At 70.1% G+C, this 26,406-nt stretch carries 26 protein-coding genes and 1 pseudogene; 14 read left to right on the top strand and 13 right to left on the bottom strand.

Features of this window, described 5'->3' with window-relative positions; translation table 11 throughout:
- The first annotated feature begins 1 nt into the window (after position 1).
- The 3 genes and pseudogenes from PQI07_RS12425 to PQI07_RS12415 all read left to right on the top strand — a co-directional run bounded on the left by PQI07_RS12425 (position 2) and on the right by PQI07_RS12415 (position 2,454).
- Positions 2-892, top strand: a pseudogene (locus PQI07_RS12425) (ABC transporter permease).
- A gap of 293 nt (positions 893-1,185) precedes the next feature.
- Positions 1,186-1,602, top strand: coding sequence for a hypothetical protein (locus PQI07_RS12420; protein ID WP_187294380.1), 417 nt, complete (start codon positions 1,186-1,188; stop codon positions 1,600-1,602).
- 159 nt (positions 1,603-1,761) lie between these two features.
- Positions 1,762-2,454: a 50S ribosomal protein L25/general stress protein Ctc gene (locus tag PQI07_RS12415; RefSeq protein ID WP_043386413.1), complete on the top strand. Its 693-nt coding sequence runs from the start codon at positions 1,762-1,764 to the stop codon at positions 2,452-2,454.
- Between the two features lie 70 nt (positions 2,455-2,524).
- Here the strand turns inward: PQI07_RS12415 and pdxH are convergent, their stop codons facing one another.
- Positions 2,525-3,148 (bottom strand): pyridoxamine 5'-phosphate oxidase, encoded by a 624-nt coding sequence (pdxH, locus tag PQI07_RS12410; RefSeq protein ID WP_078947071.1) that lies wholly within the window; start codon positions 3,146-3,148, stop codon positions 2,525-2,527.
- A 146-nt stretch (positions 3,149-3,294) separates the two neighbouring features.
- Here pdxH and PQI07_RS12405 point away from each other — a divergent pair, with 146 nt between their 5' ends.
- On the top strand, positions 3,295-3,732 hold the full coding sequence (locus PQI07_RS12405; RefSeq protein WP_374701347.1) for an RT0821/Lpp0805 family surface protein: 438 nt from the start codon (positions 3,295-3,297) through the stop codon (positions 3,730-3,732).
- Between the two features lie 54 nt (positions 3,733-3,786).
- Here PQI07_RS12405 and PQI07_RS12400 read toward each other — a convergent pair whose 3' ends face one another.
- Positions 3,787-4,089, bottom strand: coding sequence for a hypothetical protein (locus PQI07_RS12400; protein WP_053609111.1), 303 nt, complete (start codon positions 4,087-4,089; stop codon positions 3,787-3,789).
- Between the two features lie 359 nt (positions 4,090-4,448).
- Between PQI07_RS12400 and PQI07_RS12395 the strand changes: the two genes are divergently transcribed.
- From PQI07_RS12395 to PQI07_RS12375, 5 genes are all read left to right on the top strand, one after another.
- A complete protein-coding gene (locus PQI07_RS12395; RefSeq protein ID WP_274926721.1) occupies positions 4,449-6,068 on the top strand; it encodes a glucosamine inositolphosphorylceramide transferase family protein in 1,620 nt (539 codons plus the stop codon).
- Positions 6,069-6,204: 136 nt separating this feature from the next.
- Complete coding sequence (locus PQI07_RS12390; RefSeq protein ID WP_274926720.1) at positions 6,205-8,181, top strand: monovalent cation:proton antiporter-2 (CPA2) family protein; 1,977 nt, start codon at positions 6,205-6,207, stop codon at positions 8,179-8,181.
- Between the two features lie 17 nt (positions 8,182-8,198).
- A complete protein-coding gene (locus PQI07_RS12385; RefSeq protein ID WP_274926719.1) occupies positions 8,199-9,635 on the top strand; it encodes an MATE family efflux transporter in 1,437 nt (478 codons plus the stop codon).
- 108 nt (positions 9,636-9,743) lie between these two features.
- Positions 9,744-10,517 carry a DUF937 domain-containing protein gene (locus PQI07_RS12380; RefSeq protein ID WP_274926718.1) on the top strand — a complete coding sequence of 258 codons (774 nt, stop codon included), beginning with the start codon at positions 9,744-9,746 and terminating at the stop codon, positions 10,515-10,517.
- Positions 10,518-10,590: 73 nt separating this feature from the next.
- Positions 10,591-10,908, top strand: a complete 318-nt coding sequence (locus PQI07_RS12375; protein WP_274926717.1) for a cupin domain-containing protein — start codon at positions 10,591-10,593, stop codon at positions 10,906-10,908.
- 114 nt (positions 10,909-11,022) lie between these two features.
- On the opposite strand, the gene PQI07_RS12370 is transcribed toward PQI07_RS12375, so the two are convergent.
- Positions 11,023-11,433, bottom strand: a complete 411-nt coding sequence (locus tag PQI07_RS12370; RefSeq protein WP_274926716.1) for a hypothetical protein — start codon at positions 11,431-11,433, stop codon at positions 11,023-11,025.
- A 65-nt stretch (positions 11,434-11,498) separates the two neighbouring features.
- Between PQI07_RS12370 and PQI07_RS12365 the strand changes: the two genes are divergently transcribed.
- The 5 genes from PQI07_RS12365 to PQI07_RS12345 all read left to right on the top strand — a co-directional run bounded on the left by PQI07_RS12365 (position 11,499) and on the right by PQI07_RS12345 (position 16,000).
- Positions 11,499-12,107 carry a hypothetical protein gene (locus PQI07_RS12365; RefSeq protein ID WP_274926715.1) on the top strand — a complete coding sequence of 203 codons (609 nt, stop codon included), beginning with the start codon at positions 11,499-11,501 and terminating at the stop codon, positions 12,105-12,107.
- Positions 12,108-12,329: 222 nt separating this feature from the next.
- The gene (gene glyA / locus PQI07_RS12360) at positions 12,330-13,634 is read left to right on the top strand and encodes a serine hydroxymethyltransferase (protein ID WP_043356556.1); all 1,305 of its coding nucleotides are present in this window, start codon (positions 12,330-12,332) and stop codon (positions 13,632-13,634) included.
- Positions 13,635-13,736: 102 nt separating this feature from the next.
- Complete coding sequence (gene nrdR, locus PQI07_RS12355) at positions 13,737-14,270, top strand: transcriptional regulator NrdR (RefSeq protein ID WP_043386431.1); 534 nt, start codon at positions 13,737-13,739, stop codon at positions 14,268-14,270.
- Positions 14,267-15,376, top strand: a complete 1,110-nt coding sequence (ribD, locus tag PQI07_RS12350; RefSeq protein ID WP_274926714.1) for a bifunctional diaminohydroxyphosphoribosylaminopyrimidine deaminase/5-amino-6-(5-phosphoribosylamino)uracil reductase RibD — start codon at positions 14,267-14,269, stop codon at positions 15,374-15,376. The genes nrdR and ribD overlap by 4 nt, the downstream gene beginning before the upstream one ends.
- A 3-nt stretch (positions 15,377-15,379) precedes the next feature.
- The gene (locus tag PQI07_RS12345) at positions 15,380-16,000 is read left to right on the top strand and encodes a riboflavin synthase (protein WP_043351065.1); all 621 of its coding nucleotides are present in this window, start codon (positions 15,380-15,382) and stop codon (positions 15,998-16,000) included.
- 6 nt (positions 16,001-16,006) lie between these two features.
- On the opposite strand, the gene PQI07_RS12340 is transcribed toward PQI07_RS12345, so the two are convergent.
- From PQI07_RS12340 to plsX, 10 genes are all read right to left on the bottom strand, one after another.
- Entirely contained in the window at positions 16,007-16,435 is a 429-nt protein-coding gene (locus tag PQI07_RS12340; protein ID WP_043386434.1) for a PaaI family thioesterase, read from the bottom strand.
- Between the two features lie 108 nt (positions 16,436-16,543).
- Complete coding sequence (locus PQI07_RS12335; protein ID WP_043386436.1) at positions 16,544-18,115, bottom strand: SpoVR family protein; 1,572 nt, start codon at positions 18,113-18,115, stop codon at positions 16,544-16,546.
- A 90-nt stretch (positions 18,116-18,205) separates the two neighbouring features.
- Positions 18,206-19,507, bottom strand: a complete 1,302-nt coding sequence (locus PQI07_RS12330) for a YeaH/YhbH family protein (protein WP_043386438.1) — start codon at positions 19,505-19,507, stop codon at positions 18,206-18,208.
- A gap of 203 nt (positions 19,508-19,710) precedes the next feature.
- On the bottom strand, positions 19,711-21,663 hold the full coding sequence (locus PQI07_RS12325) for a PrkA family serine protein kinase (RefSeq protein WP_043348452.1): 1,953 nt from the start codon (positions 21,661-21,663) through the stop codon (positions 19,711-19,713).
- Between the two features lie 218 nt (positions 21,664-21,881).
- Positions 21,882-22,325 (bottom strand): Ig-like domain-containing protein, encoded by a 444-nt coding sequence (locus tag PQI07_RS12320; protein ID WP_043348449.1) that lies wholly within the window; start codon positions 22,323-22,325, stop codon positions 21,882-21,884.
- A gap of 120 nt (positions 22,326-22,445) precedes the next feature.
- Complete coding sequence (locus PQI07_RS12315; protein ID WP_043759233.1) at positions 22,446-22,865, bottom strand: hypothetical protein; 420 nt, start codon at positions 22,863-22,865, stop codon at positions 22,446-22,448.
- A 100-nt stretch (positions 22,866-22,965) separates the two neighbouring features.
- Entirely contained in the window at positions 22,966-23,457 is a 492-nt protein-coding gene (locus PQI07_RS12310) for a MerR family transcriptional regulator (protein WP_043348443.1), read from the bottom strand.
- Positions 23,458-23,701: 244 nt separating this feature from the next.
- Positions 23,702-24,022: an integration host factor subunit alpha gene (locus PQI07_RS12305; RefSeq protein WP_043348440.1), complete on the bottom strand. Its 321-nt coding sequence runs from the start codon at positions 24,020-24,022 to the stop codon at positions 23,702-23,704.
- A gap of 166 nt (positions 24,023-24,188) precedes the next feature.
- The gene (locus PQI07_RS12300) at positions 24,189-25,196 is read right to left on the bottom strand and encodes a beta-ketoacyl-ACP synthase III (RefSeq protein WP_051976215.1); all 1,008 of its coding nucleotides are present in this window, start codon (positions 25,194-25,196) and stop codon (positions 24,189-24,191) included.
- Positions 25,197-25,300: 104 nt separating this feature from the next.
- Positions 25,301-26,335, bottom strand: coding sequence for a phosphate acyltransferase PlsX (gene plsX, locus PQI07_RS12295; protein WP_043348438.1), 1,035 nt, complete (start codon positions 26,333-26,335; stop codon positions 25,301-25,303).
- Between the last annotated feature and the right edge of the window lie 71 nt (positions 26,336-26,406).

Below are 26,406 nucleotides of genomic sequence, written 5' to 3'. Positions count from 1 at the left end.
GATGGACCGGCCCCGCGGCCTCGCCTTCTATCTCCTGGCCGGCGTCTTCGCCCTCTACGTCCTGTTCCTCTACGGGCCGACGCTGACCATCCTGGCCCTGAGCTTCCAGGGGCCCTCCGGCGGCCTGACCTTCCCGATGAACGGCGTGTCGACCCATTGGTTCGCCAAGCTGTGGGAGGGCGTCGGCGTGGTCGACATCTGGGCGGCTCTGCGGCGCTCCCTGGCGCTCGGCCTCGTGGTGATGGCACTCACCGTGACGATCGCCTTCTATGCCGGCCTCGCCTTCCGGAAGGGGTTTCGGGGGGCCGGCCTCGTCTTCGCCCTGGCGGTGTCGAGCCTGATCGTGCCCTCGATCGTGGTCTCGCTGGGCATCGGCCTCGAGTTCCGGCTCCTCGACGATGCGATCAAGGCGCTCGCCGCCGCCACCGGCTGGGGGTTCCTGGAGGATCACGGCACGCTGATGGGCCTCTACACCTCGGCGCTGGGGGCGCACCTGACCTGGACGCTGCCCTTCGGCCTGCTGATCATGTTCGCGGTCTTCAACCGGTTCGACCCGGCCTACGAGGAGGCCGCCCGCGACCTCGGCGCCAGCGGTCCGCAGACGCTGCGCCACGTAGTGGTGCCGATCCTTGCGCCCGCGCTCGTCGGCGTCGCGCTGTTCGGCTTCACCCTGTCGTTCGACGAACTCGCCCGCACCAGCTAGGCGATCGGCGGCCGCAACACCCTGCCGCTGGAATTGCAGGGCCTGACCACCACGGTGACGACGCCGGAGATCTATGCGCTGGGCACGATGACCACCGCCGTCTCGGCCCTGGTGATCGGGACGGCGCTCGGCCTGACCCTGTGGCTGCAGAAGCGCCGGGCGCGGCGGGCCATGGCGGGGTTGCGGTAGGGCGCTTACCCGCTCACCCTGGAGGCCGTCGAGTCGACGAGGTTCGCGGGTGTGGCCAGCTGGTTCCGTTGCGATCGCGATCCTCGCTTACGGCCGCGGCAATACGGTTCTGATCGAAATCGAGACGCCTGCCGGACGGCTGGAGGCTGTCGGCGAACTGGAGCAGATCGGCCGAACCTTGTATTTTCGTCGCGCCCACATCCAGGGGCTGCACAAGGGTGCCCTTGGGCGAGCGGGGCTGAACGCGATCGGCGCGGAGATCCTGAGAGAGGCTGAAGTCGATGCGGTCGTCATTGAAGGAGGCGCTCGAACGACAGGAGCGGGACCGAAACGGGGGCGCCGGCCACCACCCTTCCGGTATCCCCGTTGAACTCGTGCTTCAGATTTCGGCCTCGAACGATCAGCCCGTCGACCTCGTGAAGGCCCTGATGGCATTCGGCCTGGACTTGCACGAGGCGCACGACATCGTCGATCGCTTGGCGAGCGGAGAAAAGGTCGCGACCACCCTATACCTGACCGCCGAGGGTGAATCGCCTTTCGCATTGAGCCGCTTCGGTGTGAGGGTTGGCGCCCCCCAGCCGGTCGACGCGGCTTCCATCCCTGTGGATGTGCTGAACGCGATCGATGCGTGGCGCCTGTCCGAGCCGGAGCGTCCCACCCGGGATGAGGCGATCGGCATCATCCTCCGCCGCGGCCTCGCGGCCGCGTAGGGGCTCCACCGCAACGTTGCCAACCCACCCCCATCCGTGTATGCGCAGCCCGCGCCCCCGAGACACCCTTGGAGGCAGGGGCGCGTCGGGAAGGGCTTGGCCGTCCGCACAGGGCGGCCTTTTCGCGTTCCGGCTCCAGCAATTCGTAAGGATCACGCCATGAGCGCAGTCAAGACGCTTGAGGCCGTGGCACGCGACCGGGTCGGCAAGGGGGCCGCCCGGGCCGTTCGTCGCCAGGGCCAGATTCCCGCCGTCATCTACGGCGGTGGCCAGCCGCCGCAATCCATCGCGGTCGATCTCATCCGCACCCGCACCCTGATCTACGCGGGCGGCTTCAAGACGACGCTGTTCGAGATCAACGCTGGCGGCAAGAAGATCCGCGCGATCCCGCGCGACTTCCAGCTCGACCCGGTCTCCGGCGTGCCGCTGCACGTCGACTTCCTGCGCGTCGTCTCGGGCCAGACCGTCACCGTCGAGGTGCCGGTGCACTTCGTCAACGAGGACGCGGCCCCCGGCATCAAGAAGCTCGGCGGCACCCTCAACATCGTGGCCCACACGCTCGCCCTCGACGTCGCCCCGGATCAGATCCCGGACGCGATCGAGGTCGACCTGACCGGCCGCGCGATCGGCGACGTGATCCACGTCTCCGACATCAAGATCCCGGCCGGCACCTACACCGGTGAGGCGACCGATCCGGTGGCCAACATCGTGCCGCCGACCGTGCTGGGCGCCGAGGTGGAGGCCGAGGAGGCCGCCATCGCCGAGGCGCAGTCGGCCGAGGCCGCCGAGGAGAAGGCCGAAGCCGAGGCCGAGACCTCCGAGGACGAGAAGAAGGACGGCGAGGAGGCCTGAGCCTCGTCGCACTGCTCCGCACTCTCGAGAGCCCCGGCCCTGCCGGGGCTCTCTTCGTTCGGGCGGGCGGTCAGGGATAGAGCCGCGCGCGGCTCCAGCCATCGCCGGCCCGGGTGAAGCGGACCCGGTCGTGCAGGCGGAAATCGCCGTTCTGCCAGAATTCGAGGGTGACCGGCGCAATGCGGAAGCCGGTCCAGTGCTCCGGCCGGGGGATCGGCCCTTCGCCGTAGCGCTCGGAGAGGTCCGCCACGGCGCTCATCAGCGTGGCGCGATCGGCGAGCGGGCGTGATTGCTGGCTGGCGATGGCGCCGAGCCGGCTCTCGCGGCGGCGGCTCTGGAAATAGGCATCCGCCTCCTCGGCCGTCACCGGCGTGATCGGGCCCCGGGCCCGCACCTGCCGACGCAGGCTCTTCCAGTGCAGCACCAGGGCGGCTTGCGGGTTCTGGGCCAGCTCCTCCCCCTTGGTGGATTGCGTGTTGGTGTAGAAGACGAAGCCGCGGGCGTCGAAGCCCTTCAGCAGCACCATCCGCACGTCCGGCAGCCCGTCCGACCCGGCGGTGGCGAGCGCCATCGCGTTCGGGTCCTCGGGTTCGGCCGCCTCCGCGTCCTTCATCCAGGAAGCGAACAGCCCGAAGGGGTCGTCGCTCAGTGTGAAGTCCGCGCTCTTCGGGTCATCGGTCCTTAACTGATCCACGCCAAGACTCCTGCCTGCCGCGTCAAGGGCCTGAGGGGGCACCGACATCGGCATGTTCGGTCGAGCGGAAAGCCCGTCGTGAGTCAGGTGTAATGCGGCGATGCGCGTGTAAAGGGCCAAGCCGGCGGGCGCGCATCTGCGCGTCCGTGTCGGTCGTGTCGGTGGCGATGGCCCTGTGCGGCTGCAGCCAGCCTCTGCTGATCTTCCGGGGCGATCCCCCGGCGGCGCCGCGCGTGGTCGAGGAGCCCACCGTCACCGGCAGCATCGAGAAGCGGCCTGTGAGCTTCGGGGACGACCTCGCCGAGGAGGATTGGCGCCGAGCGCGTGCCGCCCTGGGCGTCGCCCTGGATCCGCAGGGCAACGGGCGGCCCGTGAAATGGGACAATCCGGAGACCGGGCTTCACGGGTCGGTCAACCCGACCGGCCTGCCCTATGTCTCGGACGACCTGATCTGCCGCAACTTCCTGGCCTCGGTGATCGGACCGGCCCGCAGCCGCTTCGTCCGCGGCACCGGCTGCAAGCTCTCGGGCGGCCCATGGACGCTGAAGCGCGTCCGGAGCGCGAGCGGCGCCGGCCGCTCCTGAACGAGGCCGCCGCGCCCGGCGGCCTCAGCCAAGTCTTTCAGCGGGCGAGGTTTCTCAGTAGGGGTGGCCGTAATACGGCCGCACGCGCAACCGCGGCTGCGCCGCCGGCGGGGCGGCGTAGCGGGCCGCGGCCTCCGGATCGTAGGTCCGGATGTAGGGGTCGAGGGCTGGGTCGCGGTAATTGCCGTTGTTGACCCCGGCCGAACGATCGTTGCCGCTCAGCGCCGCGTAGGGCGAGAGGCCGCTGCCGCTGTCGCCGCCACCACCGCCGCCGCCGCCGCCCCAGGCAAAGGCCATCCCCGGAGTGGCGGCGAGGAGCATCGCCGCGAGGGGCACCGTCAGCGTCTTGCGCGTCATGTCCTGTCTCCGCACCATGTCATTGCCAAGCGAACGGTCCAGCTGAAAGCGCGGTTCCCTCAAAGGCGGACTCTGGCGCGAACCGCCGCGGCTTCACGGCATTGTATCACCGTCTGCCAACACCCGCCTATTCGACGCCCTGAATTTCGATTTTTTCGGTTCACCGCCCAGAAATCGTCTCCGCTGTTAAGATTGAACCGGTAGACATCGATCCGGCCGTGCTTGATCGTGGCGCGGCGTAACAGAATTCGAGCCTGCGCGACGACCGTATCGGCGGTCACCGCCGGGCGCATACCGGGTCTGGCTGCCGTGAACGTCGATACGAAAGCCGACACGCGGGGCATGAGGCCGACCGGCTGATGGAGCGGGCGACCGGAGGCATGGACCGGCCATCGGCGGCCGGCGGCCGGGCTCCCGCCCGGGCCGAGCCTTCGCCCTCGCGGACGCTCCCCCGCTGCCGGACCGTCACCGTTCGACTGGACCGCCGGGCGCTGCGCGGCTGGCATATCCGCCTTCTCGACCAGCTCGGGCAGCGGCCCGACCACCGGATCCGCGTCGCATGGGTCGACCACGCGGGGGGGCTGCCGCCGAACGCTGAACTCCTGTTCCGGCTGGAGGCCACCATCCACGGCCTGCCCCGGCCGGGCCTGGCCACGGCGGCCGAGCCGGTGGCGCTCGCGTCCTACGAGGCGAGCCCCGCGGGCGAGGAGCTCCGCAGCAGCGGCGCCCAGGATCTCGTCCTCGATCTCTCGAGCGCGCCTGCGGAACCGGGATCGGCACCGGCGTGGCGGCTCGACTATGACGGGATGCCGGGCGAAGCCGGCCTGCTCGCGGCCCTGTTCGCCCATGGTGCCCCGGTGGCGGCCCTGCGTGGAGCGGACGGCAAGCCGGTGGCCTTGGGGCGCCTGGGCGCGGAATCGCATACGGTGATGCTCGCGGCCTTCGAGGGCTACCTCGCGCGGACCATCACGCTGATCCTCGCCGCCCTCGACGGCGCCGCCTCGACGGAGCTTCCCGACGGCGCCGGGGCGCCCCTGCAGCCCGCGACCGCCTACGACCTCGGCGGCCTGGGCGCCCGGCGGCGGGCCGCCGGGGGGCTCGCCCGGCAGATCGCCCGCAGGCTCTACGCCCTCTGCTTCCACGGCCCGCACTGGCGGGTGGGCTGGCGCCGGATCGTCGGCCCCGACCTGATCGATCTGCGCCGGCATCCCGAGGGCGGCTGGCAGGTCCTTCCCGACGACGGCCGGCGCTTCTACGCCGACCCCTTCGCGATCGCCCGGGACGGCGCCGTAACCCTGTTCGTGGAGGAGTTCGACTATCGCCGCGGCAAGGGCGTGATCGCCGCGGTGGGCTTCGGGGAGACCGGACCCCGCGGCCGTCCGGAGCCGGTGCTCGAACTCGAGACCCATCTCTCCTACCCGTTCGTGTTCGAGGCGGACGGACAGGTCTGGATGATCCCGGAATCCCACGCCTCCGGCACGATCGACCTCTACCGGGCCACCGACTTCCCGCGCGGATGGGTCCACGAGGCGGTGCTCCTCGACGGGGTCGTGGCCGGGGATGCGACCCTGCTGCAGCAGAACGGCCGCTGGTGGATGTTCGCCACGGTCCGGGCCGGCGGGGGCAGCTATTCCGACACCCTGCATCTCTGGCACGCGCCGCATTTCCGCGGGCCCTGGACCCCGCACCGGCACAACCCGGTGTTGATCGACATCGGCTCGGCCCGGGCCGCGGGCCCGATCGTGGCGCGCGACGGCGGCCTGATCCGGCCCGTCCAGGATTGCCGCGAAGGCTACGGCGCGGCGCTCGGCCTCGCCCGGATCCTGCGCCTCGACGAGGAGGCCTACGCGCAGCGGGTCGAGACGCGCCTGCGGCCCGGGGCGGCCTGGCCGGGCACGCGCCTGCACATGCTGAGCGCCGCCGGCGGCTTCGAGTTCATCGACGGCTCGCACCGGGCCCGCACGCGACTCCTGGGCTGATCCCGGCCCGCGCCGCGCCCGGCGCGGACCCGTCGGTGCCGAACGGCACCCGCGGACGGCTCGCATCCCGGCCCCGCGCACGCTAAGCGGGGGGCTCCACCCGCGCCGATCAAGCAGAACCGCCGGGACGATCACCATGGCGAGCCCCGTCGAACATGCGAGCTTCCTGCCGCCGGTCCTGACCTTCCTCACGGCGGCGGTGATCGGCGTGCCGATCTTCCGGCTGATCGGCCAGAGCGCCGTGCTGGGCTACCTCGTGGCCGGGGTGCTGATCGGGCCCTCGGGCCTGTCGCTGATCGCCGAGCCCGAGACGGCGGCGAGCGTCGCCGAGATCGGCGTGGTGCTGCTGCTCTTCATCGTCGGCCTGGAACTGCACCTGTCGCAGCTCGTCTCGATGCGGCGCGACATCTTCGGCCTCGGGACCGCGCAGCTCGTCCTCTGCGCGCTGGTGCTCGGCGGCGCCGGAATCGTGGCGGGCCTCAGCTTGGGCGCCGCCGCGGTGATCGGCCTCGCGCTGGCGCTCTCGGCCACCGCGGTGGCCCTGCAGCTCCTGGAGGAGCGGGGCGATCTCTCCAGCGCCTATGGCGGCCGCGCCTTCGCGGTCCTGCTGTTCCAGGACCTCTCGGTGGTCGGCATCCTGGCGCTGATGCCCCTGCTGGCCTCGGCGGGGGAGGCGACCGACGTCTCCTGGCTCGGGGAAGCGGCCCTCTCCACCGGCAAGGCGCTCGCGGCGATCCTGGCGGTGGTGCTGGTCGGCCGCTACGGCCTGAACCCCTTCTTCCGGCTGCTCGCCGCGAGCGGCGCCCGCGAGGTGATGACCGCCGCCGCGCTCCTGGTGGTGCTCGGCACCGCGCTCCTCATGGAGCAGGTCGGCCTGTCGATGGCGATGGGCGCGTTCCTCGCCGGCATCCTGCTGGCCGAGTCGAACTTCCGCCACCAGCTGGAGGCCGATATCGAGCCGTTCCGCGGCATGCTGCTCGGCCTGTTCTTTATGAGCGTCGGCATGTCGATCGACGGCAACCTCGTGCGGGAGGTCTGGCCCGCCCTGTTCGGCGCCACCCTGGCGGCGATCCTGGTCAAGGTCGCCATCGTGGCCGGCCTGTTCCGGCTGTTCGGCTCGGACACGCTGGGGGCCCTGCGGGGGGCGGCGGTGCTGGCGCCCGCGGGCGAGTTCGCCTTCGTGCTGCTGCCCCAGGCCCAGGATCTCGGCCTCACCGGCGTCACGGCGACGCGCTTCGCGGTGGCGCTCGCCGCGCTGACCATGCTGATCGGGCCGATTGCCGCCAAGGGGCTCGACAAGCTGATCGAGCGGCGCACCGCGCGCAGCACCCGCGCGCTGGAGGCGCCCTCCACCGAGCTGACCGAGAGCGGCGACGCCAGGGTGCTGGTGATCGGCTTCGGCCGCTTCGGGCAGGTGCTGACGCAGGTGCTGATGGCCGAGGGCATCCCCGTCACGGTGATCGACAAGGACGTGGAGCAGCTCCGCGCGGCCTCGCGCTTCGGCTTCCGCATCTATTACGGCGACGGCACCCGGCTCGACGTGCTCCGCGCCGCCGGGATCGGCCGGGTTGAGCTGGTCTGCATCTGCGTCGACGACCGGGAGGGCGCCCTCAAGATCGTCGACATCGTCCACGAGGAGTTCTCCAGCGTGCGCACCTTCGTGCGCGCCTACGACCGCCTGCACGCGGTGGAGCTGATGAACCGGGACGTCGACTACCAGATCCGCGAGACCGCCGAATCCGCCCTCGCCTTCGGACGGTCGGCGCTGGAGGGGCTCGGCCTGTCGCCGGAGGCCGCCTCGGCCCGGGCCGACGACGTGCGCAAGCGCGACATCGCCCGCCTCGTCCTGCAGCAGGCCGGGGCCCTGCCGGACGGCGCCGGCTGGATGCGCGGCGCCGCGGCGGGTCTGAAGCCCGAGCCGCTGACCATTCCGGTCCGGCCGGCGCGGGCGCTCAGCACCGAGACCCGCGACCTCGTGGGCAGCGACCGGCGCGAGGCGGCCGAGCGGCTGCTGGAGAAGCCCGCACTGGCGCCGCAGGAGACGGACGCCGCCGAGGGGGAGGCCGATTCGGAGGCGGAGCTGGAAGCGGAAGGCAGCGCCCGGGATGCGTGACCGGCCGGATGTCTGACATGTCCGACGGGCCGCCCCCGGCGGAGGCGGGCCGCTTCGTCACCGGCTCGATCCTCCGGCACGTGGTGGTGATGGCCGCCACCGGATCGGTGGGGCTGATGGCGATCTTCGTCGTCGACCTCTTGTCGCTGCTCTACGTGTCGACGCTCGGCGACCCGAACCTCACCGCGGCGGTCGGCTTCGCCGGCATCGTGCAGTTCTTCGCCACGGCGGTGAATATCGGCCTGATGATCGCCGCCGGGGCCCTGGTCGGGAAGGCCATCGGCGCGCGCGACCGCGCGGCGGCGCGGCGCCTCGCGACCTCCGCGCTGGTCCTCGGCAGCCTCGTGGCCGCCCTCATCGCGGTGCTGATCGCGCTGCTCGCCGACCCGCTCCTGGCCCTGATCGGCGCGAAGGGCGAGGCGCTGCGGGTGGCGATCCTGTTCCTCCACATCACCCTTCCCTCGAACCTGCTGCTCGCCGCCGGCATGCTGTTCACCGGCCTGCTGCGCGCGGTGGGCGAAGCCAGGCAGGCGATGTCGGTCACCCTGGCCGGAGCGGTGGTCACCGCACTGCTCGATCCGCTGCTGATCTTCGGGGCCGGCCTCGGCGTCACGGGCGCGGCGATCACCGTCTGCGTCGCGCGCGCGACCTTCGTGGCGGTGGGCGTCCGCGGCGTCGCCCGGCACGGCCTCCTCCGCCGGCCGCACCTGTCCGACCTGCCGGCCGACGCCGCCGCCCTGGCCGGCGTCGCGGGACCGGCCGTGCTCACGAATCTCGCCCCCTCGGTGGCGAGCGCGTTCCTGGCACGGCTGTTCGCCGGCTACGGGGCCGATGCGGTCGCCGCCGCGTCGGTGATCGACCGCCTGACGCCGGTGGCCTTCGGCGGCCTGTTCGCCCTGTCGGGGGCGATCGGCCCGATCCTGGCGCAGAATTGGGGCGCGGGCCTTTTCGACCGGATGCGCGGCGTGCTGCGCGCGGCGGTCCGGGTGACGCTGGCCTATGTCGCCGTGGTCTGGCTCGTCCTGGCGCTGACCCGGGGATGGCTCGCCAGCCTGTTCGGCCTGCACGGGGTCGCGGCCGAGCTCTTCGGCTTCTTCTGCCTCGTCGGCGGCGCGATCTGGTTCTTCAACGGGCTGCTGTTCCTCGGCAACGCCGCCTTCAACAATCTCGGCTTCCCCCTGCGCTCGACGCTGCTGAACTGGGGGCGCGCGACCCTCGGCACTGTCCCCCCGGCGATGCTCGGGGCGGCGCTCTACGGCCCCCGCGGCGTGGTCGCCGGGATGGGCGTGGGATCCCTGGTCTTCGGCGCCCTCGGCATCCTGCTGGCCCGCCGCACGGTGGACCGCCTGGAAGGGAGCGGCCGGCGCGGGCGTGAGCCCGAGGCTGCGGCGGCGGTACTGGAGAGGCCGGCGCCGCTGCCGCCGGGCCATGCCCATCCCGAGCCGTTGCACTGAGACGGCAGAGAAGGCGCAAGTTCCGCGGGGAAGAACTGGTATTTCCCCGCGTGACGGGTCACCATACCCTGTCTCGGCCTGTCCCGGCCGGGGCAGGATCGAGGCGTCATGTTCAACCCGCTCGAGATGTTCCAGGCCCAGGGCGAGGCCGGCCTTCAGGCCATGGCCCAGCAATTCGGCCTGACGACTGAGCAGACGGCCCGCGCCTTCGAGGCGCTGATGCCGGCCCTGACCCTGGGGCTCCAGCGCAGCGTCGGCGTGGACCCGACCGGCTTCGCCCGGATGTTCGGGCTGGAAGCCGCCAAGCCTGCGCCGCCGCAGGGCTTCGAGGCCCTCAGCCAGATGTTCGGCTCGGCCCAGCTGATGCAGGCCGTGCTGCGGCAGGCCTCGGCCACGAGCGGCGTCGGCGCGCAGGTGCTGCGCCAGATGCTGCCGATGATGGCGGGGGCCGTGGTGGCGAGCATCGTCCATGTCATGCTGAACCAGCCGCAGGCCGAGCCCGCGCAGGCGCGGTCGAGCCCGCCGCCGCCCGTTCCGTTCCCGTTCGGGCCGGCCTGGGCCGAGATGGCCAAGGCGATGATGCCCGCGGTCCAGCCGCCGGCGCCGCCGCCGAAGCCGGCCGCCAAGCCGACCGCGAAGCCGTCGCAGGGAACTACAGGCGAAGCCGGCTCGGATGTGTTCCAGCAGATGATGCGCACCGGGGCCGAGGTTCAGGGCAACAACATCCGGGCGATGCAGGAGCTGTTCGAGACCTTCTGGCCTGCCTCCGGGGGCGCGACGCCCCAGTCCCCGGACGGCACCCCGGCACGTCCCGATCCGGCGCCCGCCGATCCGGCGGCGGGCAAGGGCCGGCGCGGTCGCCCGTCCGGCGGGACCGGTTGACGCAGGGACAGGGCCCGGGCGGACGTTGACCCCGCGGATCGAAGCGGCAACCTTTCGCCGAGGAGATCCGCCGATGAGCGACCATTTGACCGCCTGGGACGATCGCACGGAGAGCGTCGCCGGTAACGGCGTCGCCAAGCGCGCGATCCCGGGTGCGGGTGCCAGCCTCGTGCGCGTGGTGGTGCCGGCGGGCATCTCGGCGCCGGCCCACAGCCACGACCACGAGCAGTTCGTGCAGGTGCTCGCGGGCTCCGGGGTCCTGGAGACCGAGCAGGGTCGCAAGCCGTTCTCGGCCGGCAGCGTGTTCCACTTCCCGGCCGGGGCGTGGCACGCGGCCGAATTCGAGACCGAGACGGTCTTGATCGAGACGAACCTCGCGGTGCAGGTCTGACATAGGTCCGGCGGGCGTGGCTGGTTCGGCCGGGACTCCTCGGCCGGCTGAGGCTCGGCGCTGAGGAGGAGGACGGATCATTCCGGTCCGGGGCCGAGTTGCCGTTCCAGTTCCTCAGCCGCGGGCACCGTCTCGCGCGCGTACCGGACGGCCTGATCGGCGGTCAGCAAGCGACCGTCCTCGGGAAAGAAGGCGAGCCCCCCCGACGGATGTCACGCAGGCCGTGATCGCCATCAGGGCGCCGATGGATTCCGCGATGGTGCCGAACCAGAACGCGTACACGCATGGCCAGGAGCCGGCGAAGTCGGTCTCCGGATAGGTTTCCTTCAATTCCGAGAACGGCACGATCGAGCACTCGAAGCCCGAGGCCCGGCCGCGCCGCACGGCCGGCAGATGCCCCGACGAGGCCGGCGGAATCGTCGTTCCACGAAGCTGCAGATCGAAACCGAGCGCGTCCAGGCCGGCCTGCCAATCCGATACGCCGGCGAGTGGTCTCGGACCCAGGGCGTACGCTTCCATACTCATGCGAGCACGACTCCGCGTGTGACGGTGACAGAGATGCGGCTCTTGACGGAGATGCCGCGGAGCAGATGGATCTCGATGACCGGGACGCTGTCGTCGACACCTGCGCCGGCCCGCAGGGCACGGATGCGGCGCGGCGACAGACCCGTTTCGCCGGTCTTGATGTCCCAGATCGCCCGGACCGGCGCTGCGCTGGTCCGGCCATCCCGGAGAAGAACATGCGTGCGTCTGCTGCCGGACAGGCCGTGGCGGACGATGTCGCCGGCGACGAAGCTCTGCTCGACACCGTGCCTGCCGATCCCGGGGAGATCCAGCGCGCGCAAGCGGGCCGCCAGGCTGGCGTGGATGTGGAACCCGTAGAGGAACCCCTCTCCCGGCTCGGTGCTCGCGACGACGTCCTTCAGGACATCGAGGATCTCATCGGTCTTCGCATCGATCCGAGGATCACCCGTTCGATCCTTGCGAACGACGGAGGGCGACCCGCCCTCTCCGCACCACCGACCATCGCGGCCCCGTGGCTGATCCGGTCTGAATCCAGCTTTGATGTCCAGAAGTTCAAGGGCAACGAAGACTCGGCTCAAGCGAAGCTCCGCGAGGGAATACGCCCAGAGCACATCGGGATCATGATCTCGCATCGCGCCAGAACCCGCCGTCCTTGTTCCTGTTTTATTCCATGATTATTTTCCTTCCATCAAGCGACTTCAGGTTTAATTAGGAAAACATTTCGGCCCCATCCGGCTGAGCAGGCGCCTGGCCTGCGGCAAATTATTCTTGGCGCGCGAGCAAAATGCCTGCGCTTGGCCTGAGCCGTCGGCGCGTGTAGGAATCCCACCTTGAACGCCCGCCCGTGCACGCCGACGAAAGGCCGGGCATCGCCCCTACCAGAACAGAGGCAGACCATGAGCGCCGGTACCGCCGCCGACAAGCACTTCTCCAACAGCTTCTTCGCCGCCCCCCTCACGGAGACCGATCCCGAGATCGCCGAGGCGGTGGCCAAGGAGCTCGGCCGTCAGCAGCACGAGATCGAGCTGATCGCCTCGGAGAACATCGTCTCCCGCGCCGTGCTGGAGGCGCAGGGCTCGGTGCTGACCAACAAGTACGCGGAGGGCTATCCGGGCCGGCGCTACTACGGCGGCTGCCAGTTCGTGGACATCGCCGAGGATCTCGCCATCGAGCGCGCCAAGCGCCTGTTCGATTGCGGCTTCGCCAACGTGCAGCCGAACTCGGGCTCCCAGGCCAACCAGGGCGTGTTCCTGGCCCTGATGCAGCCCGGCGACACATTCCTGGGCCTCGACCTCGCCGCGGGCGGCCACCTGACGCACGGCGCCCCGCCGAACGTCTCGGGCAAGTGGTTCAAGCCGGTCTCCTACACGGTGCGCCGCGAGGACCAGCGGATCGACATGGAGCAGGTCGCCCAGCTCGCGCAGGAGCATAAGCCGAAGGTGATCATCGCCGGCGGCTCGGGCTACCCGCGCCACTGGGACTTCGCCAAGTTCCGCGAGATCGCCGACTCGGTGGGCGCCTACTTCATGGTCGACATGGCCCATTTCGCGGGCCTCGTTGCGGCCGGCGTCCATCCGTCGCCGTTCCCGCACGCCCATGTCGCCACCACGACGACCCACAAGACGCTCCGCGGCCCGCGCGGCGGCATGATCCTGACGAACGACGAGGCGCTGGCCAAGAAGTTCAACTCGGCGATCTTCCCGGGCATCCAGGGCGGCCCGCTGATGCACGTCATCGCCGGCAAGGCCGTGGCCTTCGGCGAGGCGCTGAAGCCCGAGTTCAAGATCTACGCCCGCCAGGTGGTGGAGAACGCCAAGGCGCTCGCCGACACGCTGATCTCGGGCGGCTACGACATCACCTCGGGCGGCACCGACAACCACCTGATGCTGGTCGACCTGCAGCGGAAGGGCCTCACCGGCAAGGCGGCGGAAGCCGCGCTGTCGCGGGCGCACATCACCTGCAACAAGAACGGCGTGCCCTTCGACACGCAGAAGCCGACCATCACCTCGGGCATCCGGCTCGGCACCCCCGCCGGCACGTCCCGCGGCTTCGGCGTCGCCGAGTTCAAGCAGATCGGCGGCTTCATCGTCGAGGTGCTGGACGGGCTCGCCGCCAAGGGCGAGGCTGGCGACAGCGCGGTCGAGGCCGATGTCAAGACCCGCGTCCATGCCCTCACGGACCGGTTCCCGATCTACGGCTGAGGCGTGAGCGGGGCCGGTCTTTCGGGCCGCCCTTCGGTGGATTAGGAAACGGCCGCGGATCCGACCGGTCCGCGGCCGTTTCCATGCCCGAGTATCCCATCCATGCGGTGTCCCTATTGCGGCGGCTCCGAGACCCAGGTGAAGGACTCGCGGCCCTCCGAGGACGGGGCCGCGATCCGGCGGCGCCGGGTCTGCCCCGACTGCGCCGGCCGCTTCACCACCTTCGAACGGGTGCAGCTGCGCGAGGTCGTGGTGCTCAAGCGCTCGGGCAAGCGCGTGCCCTTCGACCGGGACAAGCTTCAGCGTTCCATCGACGTGGCGCTCCGCAAGCGCGCCGTCGATCCGGAGCGGATCGAGCGGCTGGTCAGCGGCATCACCCGGCAGCTCGAGAGCGCCGGGGAGCCCGAGGTGACCTCCGAGGCGATCGGCGAACTGGTGATGGCGGGGCTCAAGGGTCTCGACGACGTCGCCTACGTGCGCTTCGCCTCCGTCTACAAGAACTTCCGCGAGGCGAAGGACTTCGAGGACCTGCTCGGCACGCTGAGCGACGGTAGCCCGGTGCCGGCGGCCGTGCCGGGGCCGGACGCCGAGCTGGAGCCCGAGGCACCGGGGCGGCGCCGCGCCGGCCGCCCATGAGTGACGATACCCACTTCATGCGCCTCGCCTTAGCGCTGGGCCGCCGCGGTCTCGGCACCACGTGGCCGAACCCGTCGGTCGGCGCCGTGGTGGTCGAGCCCGGAACCGGGCGCATCCTCGGGACGGCGGCGACGGCGCGGGGGGGACGCCCGCACGGGGAGCCTGTGGCGCTGGCCGCCGCGGGGGACGCCGCCCGCGGCGCGACCCTCTACGTGACCCTTGAGCCGTGCTCACATCACGGCCGCACGCCGCCCTGCACCGACGCCATCCTGGCCTCCGGGATCGCCCGGGTGGTCAGTGCCCTGGAGGATCCCGACCCGCGGGTGGCGGGGCGGGGCCACGATCTCCTGAGACAGGGCGGCGTCGCGGTCGAGACCGGGCTGATGCGGGATGCGGCGGCGCGCGACCATGTCGGCCACATCACCCGGGTGACACGCGGCCGCCCGGCCCTGCACCTCAAGCTCGCCCGCACCCGCGACGGCTTCTGCGCCGCCGCCGGTCCGGAGCGCCTGCGCATCACCGGCCCGGTGGCGGACGGGGCGGTCCATCTCTGGCGCGCCCATGCCGACGCGATCCTGATCGGCATCGGCACCGCCCGGGCGGACGACCCGTCGCTGACCGTCCGGCTGCCGGGCCTGGACGGGCGCTCGCCCCTGCGGGTCGTGCTCGACACGCATCTGCGGCTCTCGCCCGCCAGCGTCCTGGCGCGGACCGCCCGCGACACGCCGACCCTGGTGCTCACCACCCGCTCGGCCCCGGCCCATGCGCGGCGCGCCCTGGAGGCGCTCGGCGTCGAGGTCGCGCCCGTCCCGGCGGACGCGGCCGGCGGGATCGATCTCCCGGCGGCCCTGGCGCAGCTGGGCGAGCGCGGCCTGACCCGCCTGTGCAGCGAGGGCGGCCCCCGCCTTGCGGAGGCGCTCGCACGGGCCGATCTGATCGATACCTGCACGCTGGTCACCGGTCCGGTGGAACTGGGACCGGCGGGCGGTCTTCCGGCGCTGGGGCCCGCCCTGGCGGAGGCCCTGGCGGGCGACCGGTTCCGCGAGGCCGAGCGGCTCACGTTCGGACCCGACGAGGCCGTGACCTACGAGCGCAACAGGACGTAAGCGATGTTCACGGGGTTGGTCAGCGACGTCGGCACGGTCGTCTCGGTCTCGGGCGAAGGTGATCTGCGCCGGATCGCGATCCGCGCCTCCTACGACCCGGCGACGATCGCGCTCGGCGCCTCGATCGCCTGCGCGGGCCCCTGCCTCACGGCGGTATCGGTCGAGCCGGCCGAGGGCGGCTGCGTCTTCGCGGTGGACGCGGCCGCCGAGACCCTGGCGCGCACCACCGTAGGTTCCTGGGCGGCGGGCACGCGGATCAACCTCGAACGCTCCCTCAAGATCGGCGATGAACTCGGCGGCCACTTGGTCACGGGCCACGTCGACGGTCTCGCCGAGATTGTGGAGCGCGAGAGCGTCACGGCGGGCGCCTGGGGGCCGAGCGAGCGGTTCACGCTCCGGGCGCCGGCGGCCCTGGCGAAGTTCATCGCCGAGAAGGGGTCGGTCTGCCTCGACGGCACCTCGCTCACGGTGAATTCGGTCCAGGGCGACCTGTTCTCGGTGCTGCTGATCCCCCACACGCTCCAGGTCACCACCTGGGGTGAGCGGCGCCAGGGCGACCGCCTGAACCTGGAGGTCGACCTGATCGCTCGCTACGCCGCCCGGCTCGCGGAGGCGCGGGCCTGAGCGTCCTCAGCGCGGCGGGATCGAGTAGGTGCCGGTGGCGTGGCAGACGAGATCCGGGCTGCCGACAGCGGTGATCGCCACCTCGCCGACGGCGAGCCGCCGCCCGAGCTTGAGCAGCCGGCATTCGGCCACGAGATCCCCCGTGGCGGGCTTGCGCAGGAAGTTGAAATTCAGGCTCGTGGTCACCGCGAGCGCCACCGGCCCGATATTGGCGAGGATTGCCGCGTAGAGGGCATAGTCGGCGAGCGCCATCATGGCCGGCCCCGACACCGTCGCGCCCGGGCGCAGGAAGCGCTCGTGGGCCTCCAGCCGCATCCGCGCCGAGAGCGGTCCCACGGCCTCGAGGTGGTAGGCCCGCCCGCCCGCCTGCATCTGCGGGAACTCGCGGTCGAGGAAGTCGCGGGTCTCGGCGAGGGTCAGGATCGTGGCGGTCATGGGCCCTTGCAGCACGGGCGCTCCCGGGAGGCAATCCGAAGCCCGCCTCCCGTCCATCCCCCCGGATCCTGCGGTGTCCGGATGGAATCAACCGTCGCGCGGCTCCGATCAGAAGAAGATCGGCCGTGCGCTGGCGGTGATCTCGCCCAGCACCGTGCCGGTGGCCGGCTCGATCTCCTTGAGCACCACGTCGTAGCCCCAGAGGTCGGCGAGGTGCTGCAGGACCCGCTTGGCGTCGTCCTTCTGCAGGGTGATCTTGTTGATCGCCTTGTGGTGCAGGATCAGGCGCCGGTCGCCCTCGAGATCCACATCCACCACCTCGATGTCGGGATCGAGCCACGCGACGTCATACTGACGCGCGAAGGCGCGGCGCAGCTTGCGGTAGCCGCGCTCGTCGTGGATCGCCTCGACCCGCAGCTCCGGCTCCTCCGGATCGTCCACGACGTGGAACAGGCGCAGGTCGCGCATCAGCTTGGGTGACAGGAACTGCTGGATGAAGCTCTCGTCGCGGTAATTCTCCCAGCAGTCGCGCAGGACCGCCATGGCGTCGCCGGTGCCGGCGATGTCGGGGAACCACGCCCGGTCCTCGTCGGTCGGCTGCTCGGCGATGCGGGCGATGTCCTGCATCATGGCGAAGCCGATCGCGTAGGGGTTGTGGCCGCCGTAGGAGCGGTCGTCGTAGTTCGGCTGTCGGATGACGTTGGTGTGCGATTGCAGGAATTCGAGGTAGGCCGCCTCGGTGATCTGCCCGGATTCCGACAGGGCGTTCATGATCCGGTAATGGCAGTACGTGGCGCAGCCCTCGTTCATCACCTTGGTCTGGCGCTGCGGGTAGAAGTACTGGGCCACCAAGCGGACGATGCGCAGGATCTCGCGCTGCCAGGGGCGCAGGCGGGGTGCGACCTTCTCCAGGAAATAAAGAATGTTCTCCTGGGGCAGCTCCAGCAGCGCCTTGCGCCGCTCGGCGGCCATGTCGGAGCGGACGGCGCCGACCTTCTGCGGCAGGGTCCGCCAGAGATCGTTGTAGATCTGCTCCCCGTGCTCGATCCGCTCGCGCTCGCGCCGCTGCTCGGAGGCGAGGTCCGGCCGCTTCTTGCGCGGATAGCGGTGGACCCCCTGGCTCATCAGCGCATGGGCGGCGTCCAGCACCTGCTCCACCGCCTGGTGGCCGTAGCGCTCCTCGCAGCGGGCGATGAAGCCCTTGGCGAAGTCGAGATAGTCCAGGATGCCTTCGGCGTCGGTCCACTGCCGGAACAGATAGTTGTTCTTGAAGAAGTGGTTATGCCCGAAGGCGGCATGCGCGATGACGAGCGTCTGCATCGTCGCCGTATTCTCCTCCATGACGTAGGAGATGCACGGGTCGGAGTTGATGACGATCTCGTAGGCGAGGCCCATGAGGCCGCGGCGGTACCCGGACTCGTGCTGGGCGAAGTGCTTGCCGAAGGACCAGTGCTTGTAGAACAACGGCATGCCGATCGACGCGTAGGCGTCGAGCATCTGCTCGGCCGTGATGATCTCGATCTGGTTCGGGTACCAGGACAGGCCCAGCTGCGGTCCGGCCACCGCCTCGCAGGCGTCGTGGATCCGTCGGATCGTGTCGAAATCCCAGTCGTTACCGGTGAACAGGGGTTTCTGGCCCCCGGAGATGGTCTGGGGCGTCCGTGCCTTGACGAGCGTCATGCGGCCTCCCGTTCGATTGCTTGGATCCGGCCAACTCCGCGTCTCGCCCTCCCCCGCAGAGGCGGGAGGGACGCGTCGCGCCACTCCGTGTCACGCCTCCGCCTCGGCGCGGCCTTCCTTGCGGCCGAACAGCTCGCGGAAGACCGGGTAGATCTCCCGGCGATGGTTGACCTTGCGCATGGCGATCGGACCGCCGGCCTTGGCGATCGCCTCGTAGGTCCGCCACAGGGTGGTGCGGTGCTCCACGAAGCCGGCGCGGGGGCCGTTCTCGTCCCCCACCTCGAGATAGGCGAAGTGCTGGCAGGCCGGCAGGATGTGCGACCGGAGGAGTTCCGTCGAGGTCGGCCCGTCGGAGGAGACGTTGTCGCCGTCCGAGGCCTGGGCCGCGTAGATGTTCCAGTCGTTCGGGTCGTAGCGCTCGGCGATGATGCGCTTCATCTCCACGAGCGCCGAGGAGACCAGGGTGCCGCCGGTCTCCCGGGAGCCGAAGAAGGTCTCCTCGTCCACCTCGGTCGCCCGGTCGGTATGGCGGATGAAGACGATCTCCACGTGCCGGTAGCGGCGCGTCAGGAAGATGTGCAGCAGGATGTAGAACCGCTTGGCGAGGTCCTTCATGTGCTCGGTCATCGAGCCCGACACATCCATCAGGCAGAACATCACCGCCTGGGCGATCGGCCGCGGATAGGGCTCGAACCGGCGGAAGCGCAGGTCGATCGGATCGACGTAAGGGATCCGCTTCGACCGCTCGCGCAGCCTGAACAGGGCCTGCTCCAGTTCCGAACGCTCTGGATCGCCCTCCGCCAGGGCCTGGATCTGCGCCTCCAGGGCCGCGACTTCCTCGGGCTTCGGCCGCTTGAGGGCGATCCGCCGGGACATCGAGTTGCGCAGGGTGCGGGTGAGCGCGAGATTCGCCGGCGAGCCGGTGACCGTGTAGCCGGCCCGGCGCAGCCCCTCGGTTTCCACCACGGCCAGCCGCCGCTTGGCGAGGTCCGGAAGCTCCAGGTCCTCGAGGAAGAGCTCCAGAAACTCCTCGCGGGTGAGGACGAAGCGGAACGCGTCCTCGCTGTTCTCGCCGCCCTCCCCGCCTTCACCGGCACCACGGCCGCCGCCGCTGCCCGGGGGCCGCTCGATCGTGTCGCCCTCGACGTAGGTCTTGTTGCCGGGCAGGATGTGGTCCTGCAGGCCCGTGCCGGGCTGGCGCGAGAAGCGGGGCTCCCGGACGCCGTCCGCCGGCACGGTGACGCGGCCGTCCTTGCCGAGATCCTTGATGTCCTTCTCGCGGGCGGATTCCCGCACCGCGCGCTGGGCCACGTCCTTCACGCGCCGCAGGAAGCGCTGGCGGTTCGGGAGGCTCTTGCCGCCCGGGTTCAAACGTCGGTCGACGATATGCATCCGCTGCGAAAACCCTCGTCCGCGTGTTCCGGCCGGGTCCGGACCCTTGTCGTACCATGCCGTTACCGGAGGGATGGATCCCTCTTTTGCAGCAGGGCCGAGATCTTCACTGGCCGGTCGTCCGAAACTGTGGCGGCAAAGGGTCGGATCTCAGGGTCGAACCCTGTGCCGGCCGGATTGGACCCGGCCGGACACCCCGCGCCTCAGCCGGCCTGCTTCACCCGCATGTACCATTCCACCAGACGGCGAACCTGCCGCTCGGTGTAGCCGCGCGCGACCATGCGCTCGACGAACTCGCCGTGCTTCTTCTCGGTCTCGCCATCCTTCTTGGAACCGAAGGAGATCACCGGCAGCAGTTCCTCCACCTGGGAGAACATCCGCCGCTCGATCACCTCGCGCAGCTTCTCGTAGGAGGTCCAGCTCGGGTTGCGGCCGCCATGCTGGGCGCGGGAGCGCAGGGCGAACTTGACCACCTCGTTGCGGAAGTCCTTCGGGTTGGCGATCCCGGCGGGCTTCTCGATCTTGGTGAGCTCCTGGTTCAGCAGCTCCCGGTTCATGAGCTGCCCGGTCTCGGCATCCTTGAAGTCCTGGTCCTCGATCCAGGCGTCGGCATAGTCGATATACCGGTCGAACAGGTTCTGCCCGTAATCGTGGTACGATTCGAGATAGGCCTTCTGGATCTCGTGCCCGATGAACTCCGCATAGCGCGGGGCCAGCTCGGTCTTGATGAATTCCAGGTACTTCTTCTCGGTCTCGGGCGGCAGCTGCTCGCGCTTGAGCGACTGCTCCAGCACGTACATCAGGTGCACCGGATCGGCCGAGACCTCGGTGGTGTCGTGGTTGAAGGTCGCGGCCAGGACCTTGAAGGCGAAGCGGGTGGAGATTCCGTCCATGCCCTCGTCGACGCCGGCCGTATCCTTGTATTCCTGCATCGAGCGGGCGCGGGGATCGACCTCGCGCAGGGACTCGCCGTCGTAGACCCGCATCTTCGAGAAGACGTTGGAATTGGCGTGCTCGCGCAAGCGGGACAGGACCGAGAAGCGCGCCAGCATCTCCAGCGTGCCGGGGGCGCAGGCGGCGTCCGAGAGTTCCGAGCTGGAGATCAGCTTCTCGTAGATCCGCTGCTCCTCGGTGACGCGCAGGCAGTACGGGACCTTGATCACGTAGATCCGGTCGATGAAGGCCTCGTTGTTCTTGTTGGTCTTGAAGGTCTGCCACTCGGCCTCGTTCGAGTGGGCCAGGATCACGCCGGTGAACGGGATCGCGCCGATATTCTCGGTGCCGACGTAGTTGCCCTCCTGCGTCGCCGTGAGCAGCGGGTGCAGCATCTTGATCGGCGCCTTGAACATCTCGACGAACTCGAGGATGCCCTGGTTCGCGCGGTTCAGGCCGCCCGAATACGAGTAGGCGTCGGGATCCGCCTGCGACAGGGTCTCCAGGCGCCGGATGTCGACCTTGCCGACCAGCGAGGAGATGTCCTGGTTGTTCTCGTCCCCCGGCTCGGTCTTGGCGATGGCGATCTGGCGCAGCCGGGAAGGCCGGACCTTGATCACCTTGAAGCGCGAGATGTCGCCGTTGAACTCGTCGAGGCGCTTGAGCGCCCAGGGGCTCATCAGGCCGGTGAGCCGCCGGCGCGGGATGCCGTAACGGCGCTGGATCTCCTCGCCCATCGTCTCGGGATCGAACAGGCCCAGCGGGCTCTCGAAGACCGGCGAGACCTCGTCCCCGGCCTTGAGGACGTAGACGGGGTGAACCTCCATCAGGAGCTTCAGCCGCTCGGCCAGCGACGACTTACCGCCGCCCACCGGGCCCAGCAGGTAGAGGATCTGCTTGCGTTCCTCCAACCCCTGCGCGGCGTGGCGGAAGAACGAGACGATCCGCTCGATCGTCTCCTCCATGCCGTAGAACTCCCGGAAGGCCGGGTAGGTCCGGATCGTCCGGTTCATGAAGATCCGGCCGAGGCGCGAATCCTTGGCGGTGTCCACGAATTCGGGCTCGCCGATCGCCGCGAGGATGCGCTCTGCGGCCGAGGCGTACATCAGGGGCTCGTCGCGACAGGCCTCCAGGTACTCGGAGAGCGTCATCTCCGTGTCGCGGCGGGCCTCGTACCCTCGGGCGAAGCTCTGGAAAAGGTCGTTCGTCGCATGCATGGGCATTCGATAACCCTCTCAGACCGTGACAGCTTCATCCTGTCTCGGCTTGGATGCAACCGACAGGCCCGCTTTTGTCGCAGTGCGGCGAGCGTGGCGCCCGGCATGTCGATTGCTTGCAACACTCCCGAGCGCTGAAGGCCGCACAGATGAGACTCCGTGCGGCCCCCGAACGGCTGCACGAGCCGCTGAACTGGGCAGATACCGCCTAAGCGGGCCCAGGCTCACAAATCCGTGCCCTCTTTCTTGCCATCGTCTCCCGATTTGGCACCGGACGCCGCGACCGTAATCTTGACGGTCTGCGTCTGCACTTGACCGTCGGAGCTCTTGACCTCGAACGTCACTTCGTCGGTTCCGGTGAAACCGGAGTTGGGCTGGTAGAACAGCGCCTGGACGGCCGCCTCCTTGTTGGGACAGCGATAGCTCGCCGGTGTCTTCAGCTTGCCGACCTTGGTGATCACCGAGCCGTTCTTGGGCGGCCCGGAGACCTTGAACTCGGGCATCGGCCCAGGAGAACAATCCTTCTTGAGGTTCGGCGCGATCTCGATGCGCACGGTCTTGCCGGGCGCCACGGTCTTGGTTCGGCTGGCGGGCGCCTGGGCCAGCGCCGGGCCGGCGAGGGCCATGCTCCCGACGAGCAGCGCGGCGAGCGGACGAAGGGCAATCATGGAAGCGTCTCTCCAGTGCCGAGCCGGGACCTGTCTCCGGACGCGCGTCCGGATGCCCCGTTCCTCGGTGGAGACCATGTGGGGACGCCGCGCACGGGCGTCGAGGGCCCGGACGGGCCCTTAATTCTGGAGCGCCGCCGCGACGATACCGGTGATGCGGGCGATCTGCGCGGCATCGAATTCGCCGGCCAGGGCGGCGGCGAGCCGCCCTTCGACCCGCGCGCGCTCCCCGGCATCGGCAAGCGGAGCGGGGGGAATCTCATCCTCGGCCAGACGGCAGACCCGGCGAATCGTCTCGGCGGCCGCGAGGAGTTTCTCCCGGTCGGTGGGACCCATCTCCCAGAGCGGATTGCGCAGGCGGCTGATCACGCGCTTGGCGTCGCGGTACTCGCGGTCGACGCCGGTGGCCGCCTCGATCTGGCTGACGAGGAACATCAGTTCCAGGACTTCGGAAGCCGCCTCCGGGCATGTGCGGACGATCCGCATGATGCGGGCCATCAGTTCCTGGCTGGGCGTCAACTTGGGTTTGGGCGCGGCCATGCGGGCGACAACGCAGGTTGTCGCCGGAAAGTTCGCTGGCCGCGTGTCGGAACGCGCGGTCGTGCCGACACGGTCAGGCTGGGCCGGTCAGGCCTCCAGGTCAGGCCTCCAGGTCGGGCATCTCGCGCAGGCCATCGAGCAGGGCGCGGCAGGCCCGCAATTCCTCCAGGGCTTCGGCCAGGGACGCCCGGTCGGAGGCTCCGAGAGTGCCGGACCGGGCGCCCGCCTCCGTCTCGACCTCCTGAATCAGGGGTTCGGCCGCCACGGCCTCGCCGCGGCCGACCGCCTGCACGAAGCGGACGCCGTTCTCCTTGAGGACCCGCTGCGCCCCCGCGATGGTGTAGCGCTGCACGTGCAGGAGATGCCGGATGCCCGCCACCAGCTCGACATCCTGGGGCCGATAATAGCGCCGTCCACCCGCCCGCTTCACGGGACGGATCTGGCCAAAGCGGGTCTCCCAAAACCGCAATACGTGCTGGGGCACGTCGAGTTCCTCGGCCACCTCGCTGATCGTCCGGAACGCATGGGCGCTCTTCTCGCCGATCCCGGTCGGCGGTTCGTCGGTCTGTGCGGCGGCGAGGGCTGGCGGCATGGGCGTCTTGCGAATGGGCTCGGAACGCCCCGATCTTGACCGGTCGCAGGGTCGCACTCAAGCCTGAGAGGCTGAGGAATCCGGCGGCGTTTGGAGCGGGTGCCGCTTGTGCGGTGCGTCGTGTGCCGGGCTCCCGTTCACCGTCCGCGACCTTGCGGGCATCCGGGACAAGGGCGGGGCAGGATGAACGCAGCCCGTTCCGGGGCGCAGGCCGCGCAGGAGGCGGCCCCGCACGCGGCCCCGCTCAATCGTCGTCGTGAACGCCCGTGCCGTTCAGGCCGTTGATCTTGGCCTTGAGCACGTTGGACGGCTTGAACACCATCACCTGCCGCGGCTCGATCGCGACCTCGACCCCGGTCTTGGGGTTGCGGCCGACGCGCTTGCCCTTGCTGCGCACCACGAAGGAGCCGAACGAGGACAGCTTCACCGTCTCGCCGCTCGCCAGGCAGCTGCAGATCTCCGACAGCACGGTCTCGACGAGGGCGGCCGACTCGGTCCGCGACAGGCCCACCTGATGGTAGACGGCCTCGCTCAAGTCGGCGCGCGTCACCGTCTTGCCTGCCATGCCGTGTCCCCTCGCCCGCATCGTTCGCCCCATGACGCATGGTGCGGCACGCGCGGCCACACCAAACGCTGAAGGCGTATCCCTATGATCCGGCACGCTAATCGGCGCTCCGCCCCCGGTCAACCGCAGCGGGGCCGCGAATCGTTTCAGGCGCCCGCCCGAAGCCTCACCAGCGGATCAGCGCCGCACCCCAGCTGAACCCGCCGCCGATCGCCTCGATCATCACGAGGTCGCCCGCCTGGATGCGACCGTCCCGCCGCGCCACGTCGAGGGCCAGGGGAATCGAGGCCGCCGACGTGTTGCCGTGGCGGTCCACCGTCAGCACGATCTTCTCCCGGGCGATTCCGATCTTGTCGGCCGAGGCCTCGATGATCCGGCGATTGGCCTGATGCGGCACGAACCAGTCGAGCTCCTCCGCGGTGACGCCCGCCTGCGCGAAAGCCTCGACGATCACGTCGGTGACCTGCCCCACGGCGAACCGGAACACGTCGCGGCCCTCCATGCGCAGGTGGCCGGTCGTGCCGGTGGAACCCGGACCGCCGTCGACATAGAGCTTTTCCCGGTGGCGCCCGTCCGACCGCAGGCTCGCGCTGAGCACGCCGCGGTCCCCGGCCTCGTCCTGCGCCTCCAGCACGATGGCGCCGGCCCCGTCGCCGAACAGCACGCAGGTGGTGCGGTCCTCCCAGTCGACGATCCGCGAGAAGGTCTCGGCGCCGACCACCAGTGCACGGCGGGCCGCGCCCGTGGTCAGGAACTTGTCGGCGGTCGAGACCGCGAAGACGAAGCCGGCGCAGACCGCCTGCAGGTCGAAGGCCGCGCCCTGATGGATGCCCAGCGCCGCCTGGATCTGGGTCGCGGTCGCCGGAAAGGTGTGGTCCGGCGTCGAGGTGGCGCAGATCACGAGGTCGATGTCGTCGGCGGTCAGGCCGGCATCCTCCAGGGCGGCCCGGGCCGCGCGCGCGCCGAGGACCGAGGTGGTCTCGTCGGCGGCCGCGATGTGCCGCTGGCGGATCCCGGTCCGCTGGACGATCCACGCGTCGGAGGTGTCCATCTGCTCGGCCAGATCGGCATTCGTCACCACCCGTGCGGGCAGGCTCGATCCGGTCCCCACCACCACCGAGCGCAGAGGGGGCGCGCGCCGGTGCGGCTCGGGGTCAGTGCGGAGGGTTGCCATCATTGTCCTTCCCGGACGACGCCAGATTCACAATTTCCAGTTGTGAAGCCGCAGCCGTCCGATTTCCATCCCATCCGTCGACGGGGCTCAGTCCGGCACCGGCGTCACGCCGGCGCCAGCGCCGCGGTCTGGTCGAGCATCTCGCGGATCGTGCGGATCATGTCATGGCGCGCCATGTCGTGCGCCAGATCGATCGCCGCGGCGAAGCCCTGCGCATTCTCCGAACCGTGGCTCTTGATGACGATGCCTTCGAGGCCGAGGAACACCCCGCCATTGGCCCGGCTCGGGTTCATCTTGTCCTTGAGGGCCTTGAAGGCCTGCCGGGCGAACAGGGCGCCGATCTTGGCGGCCAGCGTCCGGGTCATGGCGGCGCGGAGATACGTGCCGATCTGCTTGGCGGTGCCCTCGGCGGTCTTGAGGGCGATGTTGCCGGTGAACCCCTCGGTCACCACCACGTCGACGGTGCCGCGCCCGAGATCGGTGCCTTCGACGAAGCCGTGATAGGTGAGGCCGGGGCTCTCCATCTCGCGCAGGATCCGGGCGGCCTCCTTGACCGCCTCGTTGCCCTTCATCTCCTCGGTGCCGACATTGAGCAGGCCGACGGTGGGCCGGTCGAGGTCGAACACGATCCGGGCCATGGCGGAGCCCATCACGGCCATCTCGACGAGGTGCTCGGCATCCGTGCCGATGGTGGCGCCGACGTCGAGCACGACGCTCTCGCCGCGCACGGTCGGCCACAGGCAGGCGATGGCCGGACGCTCGATGCCCGACATGGTCTTCAGGCAGATCTTCGACATCGCCATCAGGGCGCCGGTGTTGCCGGCCGACACGCAGGCATCGGCCTGCCCGTCGCGCACCGCCTGGATCGCCTGCCACATGGACGATTTGCCCCGGCCCTGGCGCACCGCCTGGCTGGGCTTGTCGTCCATGGCCACGGCCACGCTGGTGTGGCGGATCTCGACGCAATCCTTGAGCCGGGGCTCCTTGGCGACCAGCGGCGCGATCACGGCCTCGTCGCCGAACATCAGGAAGGTGGTGCCGGGATGACGCTCCCGGGCCAGGGCCGCGCCGGGCACGACCGTGGTGGGCCCGTGGTCGCCACCCATGGCGTCGAGCGAGATGCACACGCGTTGGGACATGTCGGTAGCGGGTCGCGGGTCTCGGCGGGAAAGGGTTCAGACGTCGGCGGGACGGGGCCCGCCGGGCGCGG

Origin of the sequence: Methylobacterium sp. 092160098-2, assembly GCF_028920805.1 — a bacterium.
In the GTDB taxonomy this organism is placed as follows: domain Bacteria; phylum Pseudomonadota; class Alphaproteobacteria; order Rhizobiales; family Beijerinckiaceae; genus Methylobacterium; species Methylobacterium fujisawaense.
The sequence above is the reverse complement of the archived record's forward strand: the minus strand, read 5'-3'. Positions and strand labels throughout refer to the sequence as shown.